Source organism: Pelagicoccus sp. SDUM812002, assembly GCF_031127835.1.
Lineage (GTDB): Bacteria > Verrucomicrobiota > Verrucomicrobiia > Opitutales > Opitutaceae > Pelagicoccus.
This window is the reverse complement of the sequence record NZ_JARXHX010000013.1, coordinates 20,743-31,674: the sequence shown is the minus strand read 5'-3', so window position 1 is coordinate 31,674 and position 10,932 is coordinate 20,743. Positions and strand designations below refer to the sequence as shown.

Below are 10,932 nucleotides of genomic sequence, written 5' to 3'. Positions count from 1 at the left end.
CTTGGGCTTCAGAAATCGCGAAATACGAATGCGAGGTTGGGCTTGATTCTTTAGGCAAGTCAGGACTTGTTGGATACATGAGCGCATTGCTAAGCGGGCGGGAAATCTTGATTGTCGAAGATGAGCTTTTACTGAGAAAGCGTTTAGCCGTATATTTGGAAAGCCAAGGCGCGTCCTGTACTGCAGTCGGAACGTTCGATGAAGGTCGCAATGCGCTCGAACGTTTGCCGCTCGATTATGTGTTGGCGAACGTGAAGCTGCCCGATGGCCTGGGTCTCGATCTGATCGAGGTAGCCCAAGCTCAGGGAGACGTACCGATCGTCATCATGACAGCCGATGGGGGTGTATCCGCCGCGGTGGATGCGATGCGTCGCGGAGCGAGCGATTACCTTGCTAAGCCATTCGACCCGGAAGAAGTTTCGTTGGTTTTGGGTAGGGCTCAGAGTGGTCGTCGGGAGTCACGACTGAAACGGCATCGTAACCAGCCCAGGAATCAACCGACATCGGACAAAGGGCTTTTCTTCGGTGATTCGTTGGACGTATTCCGAGCTCAGCTCGATAGGGTGATCGAAGCGGATCGCAGGTTGAGCGACAAGCTTCCGCCGGTTTTGATCGAAGGGGAGACCGGAACGGGCAAGACGAGCCTAGCCCGTTGGTTGCACGCCAATGGATCGCGTAGCGATAAGGAGTTGGTCGTGGTGAATTGCGCAGCCTTGCCCGACCAATTGGCGGAGTCGGAACTCTTCGGTCACGAGAAAGGCGCTTTCTCCGATGCGAAGCAGGCACGGATCGGTTTGTTTGAAGCGGCCGACGGCGGTACCCTGTTTCTCGATGAGATCGCGAGTCTCAGTCCCGTCTTGCAGGCAAAAGTTTTGACGGCGATCGAAGAAGGGCGAATTCGAAAGCTGGGGAGCAGCAAGCAGATCGACGTGAATGTGCGATTGATCGCTGCCTCGAATCAACCGCTCAAGGAGCTTTCAGCCAATGGCGAATTTCGTGAGGACCTATACCATCGCCTCAATCTGCTTTGCTTTACGGTTCCGCCGTTGCGAGACCGCGGGGAGGACGCCCTGCGTATGGCGGACCACCTCCTAGTCGGTCTCGCTCGCAAATACGGTTATAAACAATCAGCCTTCTCCGATCGGTGTCGCTGTTGGATCAGCAGTTACGAATGGCCCGGAAACGTGCGCGAGCTTGAGCACGAGATCGAACGCGCGCTCGTTCTTGGAGATGCGTCGAGTCTCGAATTTCTGGGTATGCCCGGTACTAGCGGTGATTCTGGGGTAGCCTGGGGGGATGCCAGTAATGGCGATTGGCTTAACCCTGCTTGGGAACTTCCGCAAGAGGGGTTTTCTTTGGAAGCTGCTATTGATCGGCTCATCGACCTCGCGATCGAGAAGTGCGGGGGAAATGTATCCAAGGCGGCACGACGCATCGGCGTGGCTCGTGACTACATCCGCTATCGCAAAACGAAAAAGGGCAAGTAGCTCTTATCGGCGCGGTTCGCTAAAAAAACGGAAGTCCTGTAACCGAAGCTCGAAAGTGGGGCGCGACTTCGATCCCGAGACGGGTTTACTTCGTTACGTGCCTGAATTTCCTACGGTTCTTTCGCAAGTGGAATGTCCGGTTCTTGCTCTGTTTGGAGAAAAAGATTCAAGTGTCGATTGGCGTAAGACAGAGGCACTTTACCGGTCCGCCCTTGATGAGTCTCTACTCACAGTGAAGCGTTTTCCGAATGGGAACTATAACCTTCAGAAGAGCGCAACTGGTGGTTTTCGTGAAATGCTCTAAAGCAGCAATAGCTGGAATCCGGTTGATGGCTATTATGAGACGATGGTCGAGTGGCTGGAAGATCTGGGTGTAGCAGTAGTTGAAAAGTAGATACGCGAATTAACTCTCGGTCGCTTGTGATTCCGTAATAACGTCGTCTTCGCTCCAATGTAGTTGGTCTGGGCCGGCGGAGCGAACTTCGATGCGGTGACGGCTCAAGGTGTGAAAGAAAAAAGGCGTGCCCCAGCGGTCGATGACTTTGCCGTCGTCGTTTAAGTTTGGATCGTTGTCTGGGATGTACTGAATACCTCGGGGATTGGCTCCGCGAAGGAAGGCTACGATTTCGTCATGTTCGCCAGTTGGAAGCTCGTGGAAGACCGTGTGCACTTGCTCAAGAAGGTGTTCGATAATGCGAATGTCTGTTTGTGGGTCGTTGTTGGGCTGGTTTAACTGAGCGAGCGCATTGATTCGCGTCGAGGTGGTTGCAGCTTTATCAGTGGTCGGAGGGGAAGGAGCTTTGGGTTTTGGGATGCTTCGAATCCGCTCGACCTCCTTCGGGCTAAGGTCGGGTCCCTTGTTTGCTTGCTCTGGTGGCCGAGGCGTTGGTTGGAGCAGGGTTCCGAGGTAGATACCTCCAGCTAGCAGCGCGATTACGGCGATTGCGAAGTTCGCGTATTTGAATTTTGGAGTCATTCTTGAGTCGTGGCACTAAACCGATTCCTACAGAACCGTTAGCTCATGAAGCCAAGGTTGGAAGCGGCGAAGTTTCCAATGTTGGGAAATACGGTTGGGAGTTCGCTTTCTGGAATGCCGAACCAACGGGCGATGGTGGCTCCGTATTGGTCGACCGAAGTCGTGGGAAGCCAGCGGCCGCGCCCCGTGTCTTGCGAGCTTCCGAAATTGAGGTCTGGGAAGTCTCCGTAGATGCGCTGCCCATTGACGGCCCCGCCCATGACGAGGTGATGCCCGCCCCAGCCGTGGTCGGAACCGCGACCGTTAGTGTCGAAGGTTCGCCCGAAATCGGATGCGGTGAAAGAGGTAACACAGTCTTGGGCCTCGATAGATCCGAGGGCTTCGTGAAAGCCTTTGATTGCAGAATCAAGTCCTCCGAGCAGTCCGGCGTGTGAGTCCAATTGTGGTCCATGAGTATCGAAGCCGCCTGTGGCGACGAAGAAAACCTGGCGGCGTTGGCCGAGGACTTGGCGTGACTGTATCATTTTTGCGACCATGCGGAGTTGACGGCCGAGACTGGAGTCAGGAAGCATTTCGAAGTCGTCGGCTGCTGTGATCGCTTCGTTAAAGGTATCAGCATTTTTGATTGCGGAATTCGAAATGTCGGCGAAGGCTTTCTCCATGACGTTGGCGTAGTCTTTGTCCAGTAGTTGGCGAAAACCTTCCGCTCGCGTGGTTGCGTGAGTGTCCCAACCGTTTAGTATGTCGTAAGTCGACGAGCCATTCGCGTCTGTTCGAAATGGGAGTAGCGTGCGGCCGACTTGGAAAAAGTTAGAGCCAGAGAGGGACACGAGCATCGAGATGCTGGAGTCGTTGTGAGTGGAATGGATCAAATCGGCGATACGTCCGCCCCAACCAGAAGGGTCGATGGACGCGTTTTCGTTGATAGAGGTTTGCCAAAGCACCTGCTGGTCGCTGTGCGAGAAAAGGTGATCCGGGATAGCAGCCGTGCGATTGCGGTAGTCTGATAGGGTTGCGGGCGCTAGAAGGGTGCCCACGTTGGCAACCATGGCGAGGTCGCCGCTATTGAAGAGTTCTTGGCAACCTGTCATGGAAGGGTGGATACCGAACGAACGCCCATCGGTGTTGAGCGAATTGAGAGCGAGGAGTTCGGTGCGAGGTATGGCGAGCTGCTCCCGGCCGGCCGCGTAGGTCGCGTAAGTCGCAGCGTCGCTTGGAATAAGCAGATTGTTTGAATCATTTCCTCCATAAAGAAAGATGCATACGATCGCCTTATAATCGTCAACGTCTACTCCGGAGGTCGCATCGGCAGCTGCTGCGTTGAGCTGACGAAGATTGAACAGAGTGGAGAATAGGCTCGATGTTCCTACCGCTGCGCAAGCTGTGAGACGGAGGAAGCTGCGACGATTGACGTCGTTGATATTGGATTCTGGATTCATAGCTGTCTACTTCTGGATGGAGAATTCTGGGCTGGAGATGAGTAGCTTAAGGGCCGTCACCACGCGTTCCTCAGGTTCGTCGATGTTGTCGATGGTTGCTTTTACGATAGCTCTGGTTTTGGCTGTGAGGCTGCCGGACATGAGTAGTACATTGAGCTCGTCGAGAATTGCATTGGAATCGGAAGCAATCGAACTTAGAGCGGACAGATTTGGCCGGATGCTTGTCGAGTACCGCCACCAGAGTGGAACGTCGCTACCGATGGTTTCGTGTAGAAAGTTGGCAGTGTCCACGGTCGTGATTTCTGTCGTGGTTGCGAATTCAGGGGCGACTAGCCCGCGATTCATGATCTCGCCTGGCGGAGCGTATTCTGGTGAGAAGAAGTTGAATACGCTTGGCGCTTGCATCGGCGATTGGGCAAAGGCTTCCGTGGTATTGTGGATGGGATAACGTCCGAAAACAGGAGGATTACTGGAGGTTTCCGCCTCGAAACTGCGTAACAGGTGAGTGAGACGAAGAATAGGCTCGCGGAGTTTCCCGAATCGGTTGCGACCGTGGGTGTCCGGATCGCGAGCTTCGGGATCAAGTAGGATTGCTTTTACGACCGCTGCTAGATTTCCGCGGCCGCCGTTGCCGTCGTCGTCGAAGGTCTTAGCTACGCGATAGATGTATCCAGGGCTTGGATTCGAAGTGGTCAAACGTTGTATGAGACGGTAGCCTACAAATGGCCCAGCATTGGGATGATCTGCGAAGTGTTTGACGGCGCGACGTAGGTCCTCCGTCGGCGATAATCCTTGAGGCAGGGTAAAACCACCTGTAAGGGTCTTTTTACCGAAGTCGTGGTGGTCATCGAATGGAACCATTGGAGAGAAAAAATCGGTTTCCCCATATGGAGTGTAGTTGAAGTTGTCTGAACCTGCATAGGTCCAGCCAGTGAAAGCTCGGGCGAGTTCGATGATTAGATCGTTGTCATAGGTCGGAATGCTGTGACCGTCTACGTCGCAGAGCGGTGTGCCATCAGGATTGAGCATGATCAAACCAATGGAGAAGAGCTGCATAATCTCGCGGGCGTAGTTTTCGTCTGGAGACGATTTGTCGCTGCGGAGCAGGGTCAGATACTCTCCCATGAGCGGGTTGACCGTCACCTCCTGAAGGATTTGTTCGTAGCTGCCGAATCCGTTGCGCACGAGTATATCATAGAAGTTGGCAGTGGCGAGTCCTAGGCGATTGAAGCTGTTCTTGTCGGACAGCACCACAATCTCGCTCAGGGCAAAAGCGACTCGTTGGCGAAGTTGGTCAGGTGCAGAAATGGCAGTTGTCCACCAAGTGACGAGCCGTTCGTCGGCGTAGGGGCGGAACTCAAGATCGTCTAAGGCTGGGCGGAGGGCCAGCATCTGGTCCCTGTGGTAAGAAGGTTCGATGTAGAACTGCTCGTCGATCCATGCTTCGTATCCAATTTCCTGTACGCGAGCGATGTCTTGTTTGGTCGGGCCGAACGTTGCCTGAGCGAGAAAGCGCGATGCGTCTTCCGCGGAAATTTGTCCCGGCACCGGCTCCTCCCATTCGACCATCAACGGCGGCCTACACGAAGGGTCCGGATAGATGGCTGGATGGCTCACCGCAGGAACGACCTCTACAGTGCGCACTACGGTCTCGGCGAAGCCGGTGCTCGGGTTGACCACTTGATAGCGCACGGAGTAGATCCCCGCTATCTCTGTGTTTACATGGTTGGTTACCACAACTTGGTCATTAATATTTTGTCCGCTGCCGTTTACAGCATAGAAGCCTGGGTCGTTGAAGGTCGCGCCAACGCTGATAGTGGTGGTATCGTTGCCCAAAATCACAATCTCTGGAGAATCGATGACAGCATCATCGTCGAGCGGGGAGAGGTAGGCTCCTTGGATGATCTTCATTTCATCCGCGTCTGGTTGCAACCATGCGACTGCGAAGTGATCGCGCCAAGAATTCTCCTTGTGTCGGATTTCGAGGTAATACTTTTGACCAGCGTCTAACTCGATCTCAGTTGATGTCTGGTACTCTGGATACTTGTCCCACTCGTATTGTCCAGTAGCGGCAGGAGTGAAGCAAACGAGAGCCTTGTGCCCGGCGGTGTTGTCTGGGCTTAGCCAGAGCTCTACCCAATCATCGCCCGAAACGCTAAATCTGTAAGTTCCGCTAACAGGCGGATGAATGTAGCCGGTGACCAAGGTGCCATAATTGTCTCCATCGCTGTTGGTCTCGGTATCGAGCTGCGGGATGGGGCCTTGCGAGTCGGGGGCTTGGGGAAACTTTTCGTTGGTAACAAGATGCACGACGCGGTCGCCAGCAATGTCGGTGAACGTTGAGCGAGTTGCGGCTCCAGCACGGCTTGATAGAGCAGCATCGATGGTGATGTTCATCTCGTCATAGATCTCCTCGCTGCCGTCGGACGCGTAAAGGCGAAGTGTATACTCGCCAGGTTCGGAAACGTGCACGTTTGTTTCCAAATCGATCGTCGAGCTAAAGGTCAGAACTCCTGGGCCGGAAGTTTGCTGCCAGCGTGTCTTTAGTGATTCAGGGCCGTAGGCTCGATCGATGGCGAGGCCGTGCAGGTCGATAATGTTTTGGGGCCACCGCTGAATTATGTCTATAGGGGCTACTACGATGAGATTCTTAGAGGCTGGTTCAGCCTCGTTAGCTGGAGATAGATAGCGACCTGTTATGACTTCGATTTCATCGGAGCCAGGTCGCTTCCAAGCCAAGGCTGCGTGGTCACCGCCGTTCTTTTCTCGGTGCAGCAATTCGATCGGGTAGGCTTGGCCTGCGTTAAGTCGGATCGGTGCGGAGGCTTGATCTTCTCTTCGGTCCCAACGCAGGTAGTCGGAATAGCCCTGGCTGTTGATGATCTGCTTGAGCCCATCGAATGACTGACTGTTTGTGTTTATGGATACGCGAGCGTAGTCGTCGGCGGAAACGTAGAATTGGTAGTCACCGGTGTTCGGAGCGATTAGGAAGCCGCGAACTCTGGTGCCATAGTAGTCTGCCCAATGGCGTGGGAGGTCGAAAACGTCGATTGTATCCACGATGTCGGGACTGTCTGGGAATCGCTCATCGCTTATGAGGTCGTCCAATTGAGAGCCTGGAAGGTCGAGCCAAACTTCGCGAGTGATTGAGCCTATATTGTCAAAGTAAGCGGGAGCTACAGTTACGCTTAGCGAATCGGTCGCGAAATTCTCGCCATCTGACGCGGTGAGACTGATGGTGTAGTTGCCGGGCTCGGGGAAGCTTGCTTGGCTTGATACGTCTGATGGAGTCGAGAATGCGACCCGTTCGTCCGACGACGACCACTGGTAATCTAGCGTTTCCGGGCCGTCCTTTTGATCGTAGACGCGGGCGAAGAGCTCGACGCTGGCAAGCGGCCAGCGGATCGATTGATCCTCGCCAGCTAGAACGAGGATTTCCTCGGCGGACATTTGAGCTGGGTAGATCGGCGATAGATAGCCGGCAGAAATAACCTCACGCTGGTTGAGCCCCGGACCACCCCACGCGACTGCTAGGTTGTCTGAACTTCCGCCTTCTTTGTGGAGAACTTCTATGAGATATTTTTTGCCAGCTTCTAGGGTGACCGGAGCGGATGCCTGGCTCTCGTAGCGATCCCAATTGCGCGAACTGACTGCGTTAGTGGTCGAAGCGACCAGGATGCTGTCCTCCGGATTTTCGTTAGGTGAGAGATAGAGTTCAGCGGCATCGTTGGCAGCGAGCCAGAATTGATAGTCGCCAGTTGCAGGAGGATGGATGTAGCCGATGATGTGCGTGCCGTAGTTGTCGGTCCAGTCTAGTGGTGTTTCGAGGCTAGGGATGATGTCGTCGAAAGCTGGAGACCGAAGGAGAGGATCCTGAAGCAGCAGACTCTCAATGGTCGAGCCCTCGACATTCAGCCAAACGGCACGATTTACTCCGCCAGTATCTTCGTTGAGTTGCGGTAGTACGTGGATGGATACGTCGTCATAGTGCGTCTTTCCGGACGTTTTCAGTGTGAGGCGGAAGCGGTAGGTACCCTCGCTAGGCACCTTGGCCGTAGTGTTTAGTTTGTTCGGACTTTCGATGCTTACTGCTGAGTTTTCACCGAGGTAGAACCATTCTACTTTGTGGAAGTTGTCTTCTGCTCCAACCTCCAGGATTTTTCCGGTCAAATCGAAAGATCGAGTTGGGGCGTAATAATGACGGTCTGGTCCAGCGAAGGCGTATTCAGGAAGATCGATGTCGAGCGGAATGGCGGTCGAGTCACTCGGTTCGAGGTTGCCTCCGCCGATCGGTGTTGGAGAGTTTTCGTTACCGAAGCTCCATGACACCTCGAAGTGATCATTCCCGTAGTATTGCTTGTGCAGGACTTCGACGAAGTATCTGTTGCCAGCGATCAAGTCGATAGCCTCGGAAATTTGTCCTGAATCGCGGAAATCACCTCTTGAACGTCGTCCTGAGGTGGCTATTTCGCGAAGACCAGCTGGTGAGCTGTCATTTGACAGGCTTAAGACAGCAGAGTCGTCGGCAGTAATGTAGAAGGTGTGAGGGCCACTGCGAGTGGGGATCAAGAAACCGGTTGCACGAGATCCGTAGTTATAGTTCCAGTTCTCCGGACCCGCGAGCGAAGGGAGTTGGTCGACGAGGTGTGGAGTATTGGGGAAGTCTGAATGGAGCTTCAAATCCTCAACGGATTCGCCTTTTATCCCGAGCCAAACCTCGCGAGTAAAGCCGCCCGTTTGATCGTTGATTGCAGGGAGAACGTTGATCTCGACGGTATCCGAACCTTCGATACCATTCGCTCTTATCGTTAAATTAAATTTGTAGCTGCCTTCATGTGGTAGGGTTGCGATCGTGGTGAGTTCGCTCGCATTGGACAGAGAGGCTAAGGCTGGACCGGATACTTGGCTCCAGGTTATAGATTCGACTGTGTATGATTCGAGAATTTTCAGCGTTTTACCTTGAAGGGTGACTGAGCTGTCGGGGCTGTGAACACTTCGATTGGTCCCTGCTTCTACGACGAACGCACTTGCAGATTCGAAGCTAGGTGCGTTGTTCTCTGCGATCGCGGAAATGAAAAACTCTCCGCCGATAGTTGAGATAGGTCCGCCTTCGACACTCCACGCAGCAGCATGGAAATCGTTGCCGTAGCGAGTGGAGAAGAGAAGCTCGAGGTAATAGGTTTCTCCTTTTTCGAGAAGAATCGGGTCAGAGATCTGCTCTGGAAATTGGGTCCAAGCGCCTTCAGCCGTGTTTTCTGGTGTAAAGGCAATTAGGCTTTTGTTGGATGGCGAGTCGTCACTGCTGAGGAAAAGAGCGGCGTCGTCATCGCCCGTCACGTAGAACGTGTAGGTACCAGTCGTGGGAGGTGTAATGAGTCCATGGGTACGAGTGCCGTAGCGGTCTCCCCAGTTGCGCGGTCCGGTAAGGTCCTCAGTTGTACGAATGAGATGTGGACGGGAAGGATAGTCGGCTTTGTCGAGCAAGCCTTCGACTTGCGAGCTATCGACGTCTAGCCAGATCTCTTGGGTAAATGAACCGGTGCCTTCAGCCAGTGGTTCGAATACGGATACCGCGACTGTGTCCGTCCGTGTTTCGGTACCGTCGGATACGGACAGGGTAAAGGTACGAACTCCGGGTGTGTGGGCGACTATGGTAGGTGTAAGCGTGTCCGAGTCGGAAATGATTGCCTCGGAGCCAGAGGTTTGGCTCCATGAGATGGCTAAGGTTTCAAGTGGGGCGGATTTTGACAGAACGCTAGCTGAGGGCTGAAAACTACTGGCGGGCAGGTAGACACTTTGAGCCGCTCCTGCTTCCACGTAGAGGTTTATGTCCGGATCATAGGCGGGGGCGGATTCGTAGGGCGTCAATCGCTCCGTTGGAATTTCTTGTCGAGTAAAGTTTCCGGCGAGGTCCCAGGCTAGATTCACGAAGTCACCGCCGGTTCCCTCTTTGTGGAGGACTTCGAGATAGTAGGTTTGACCTGCGTTTAGAGTGATCTTGAGGGAGTGCTGCTCTGGATACTTATCCCATTCGCTGGAGCTGGTGTAACTGGGTACGGAAGCGATAAGAGTCGCTGAGTTGGGAGTTCCGTCGCTGCCGAAGTAGAGGACGCAATTGTCGTCGCCTTGTATCCAAAAGCTGTATTCGCCGCTGACACTTGGCGTTAGGTAGGATCTCAAACGGGTGCCGTAGGTTGATGCGAAGTTAACGGGCGTCGAAAAGGTCGGCAGGAGATCGCGGATAGTGGGTGCTTGAGGGTAGTTGGGACTGGCGATCAAATTTTCTATCCCACTTCCTTCCAGACTAGTCCAGACCTCTCTTGTGACGCCGTTTTCCTGCCCGAAGGCAGAGAGCGTTGTGTATCCGATCAACAACGACGCGATGATTGTGTGGAGTAATTGTCTACAGCAAAGTTGGAGAACTCTCATGAAGGCTCGAAATTTAGTTGGTGGTTGGTTCGAAAGAGCGGTCCCACCCGAAACCGAGAGCCTGAACTTTCGAAATGGATTGAACCTCCGTCGGGGAACGGAGGGAATGGAAGTCTCCTCAACCATTAATAGCCCAACTGAGTAATATAAATTTATACACTGGAAGGGTGGTAGGGCGGATCGCCTACGGGTTCTTGGTCGGGTCGAGTGGAATCCCGCGTAGCAGCACCTAAATCCCCTGTGAGTATAGAAATGGTATTTGGCCCCACCGGTGGATCCGGTAAATATTTACGGAAGGATCGCCAGAAAAGTCCTTTCAACTTGGGTTCAATTTCCCAACAGCCAGTTTCGTACTGCTCGATATGTTTTCTTAAAGTGCAGATAGAAAGGAGCTAACGTGTTTTGTCAGCTGTTGGCATGTGCTGTGCGATGGTGGATTCGTTGACCCAGAGGATTTTTCAGCGACTCAAATGAAGAAGAAACGTACGATAGTGATGCTTGGTGTAGCTCTGCAGTATTGTGGGCGATGCCGGCTTGGTCCCAGCACGAGGTAACGGGTGAAGGGGGCGATCCATCTACATCAAAGCAGCGGTTTAGACGG

General features: G+C 53.7%; 4 protein-coding genes. 1 reads left to right on the top strand and 3 read right to left on the bottom strand.

Features of this window, described 5'->3' with window-relative positions; translation table 11 throughout:
* Positions 1-77: 77 nt before the first annotated feature.
* On the top strand, positions 78-1,487 hold the full coding sequence (locus QEH53_RS17125) for a sigma-54 dependent transcriptional regulator (RefSeq protein ID WP_309024434.1): 1,410 nt from the start codon (positions 78-80) through the stop codon (positions 1,485-1,487).
* Between the two features lie 403 nt (positions 1,488-1,890).
* Here QEH53_RS17125 and QEH53_RS17120 read toward each other — a convergent pair whose 3' ends face one another.
* From QEH53_RS17120 to QEH53_RS17110, 3 genes are read right to left on the bottom strand one after another with little or no spacing between them, the layout of a single operon-like run.
* Positions 1,891-2,463: a hypothetical protein gene (locus QEH53_RS17120; protein WP_309024433.1), complete on the bottom strand. Its 573-nt coding sequence runs from the start codon at positions 2,461-2,463 to the stop codon at positions 1,891-1,893.
* Between the two features lie 38 nt (positions 2,464-2,501).
* Complete coding sequence (locus tag QEH53_RS17115) at positions 2,502-3,902, bottom strand: DUF1501 domain-containing protein (protein ID WP_309024432.1); 1,401 nt, start codon at positions 3,900-3,902, stop codon at positions 2,502-2,504.
* A gap of 6 nt (positions 3,903-3,908) precedes the next feature.
* Complete coding sequence (locus QEH53_RS17110) at positions 3,909-10,331, bottom strand: DUF1800 family protein (protein ID WP_309024431.1); 6,423 nt, start codon at positions 10,329-10,331, stop codon at positions 3,909-3,911.
* Between the last annotated feature and the right edge of the window lie 601 nt (positions 10,332-10,932).

What these genes read in the sequence shown, in the direction of transcription:
- QEH53_RS17125 (WP_309024434.1), top strand. Translation starts at nt 78, where the DNA reads ATGAGCGCATTGCTAAGCGGGCGGGAAATCTTGATTGTCGAAGATGAG.
- QEH53_RS17120 (WP_309024433.1), bottom strand. Translation starts at nt 2,463, where the DNA reads ATGACTCCAAAATTCAAATACGCGAACTTCGCAATCGCCGTAATCGCG.
- QEH53_RS17115 (WP_309024432.1), bottom strand. Translation starts at nt 3,902, where the DNA reads ATGAATCCAGAATCCAATATCAACGACGTCAATCGTCGCAGCTTCCTC.
- QEH53_RS17110 (WP_309024431.1), bottom strand. Translation starts at nt 10,331, where the DNA reads ATGAGAGTTCTCCAACTTTGCTGTAGACAATTACTCCACACAATCATC.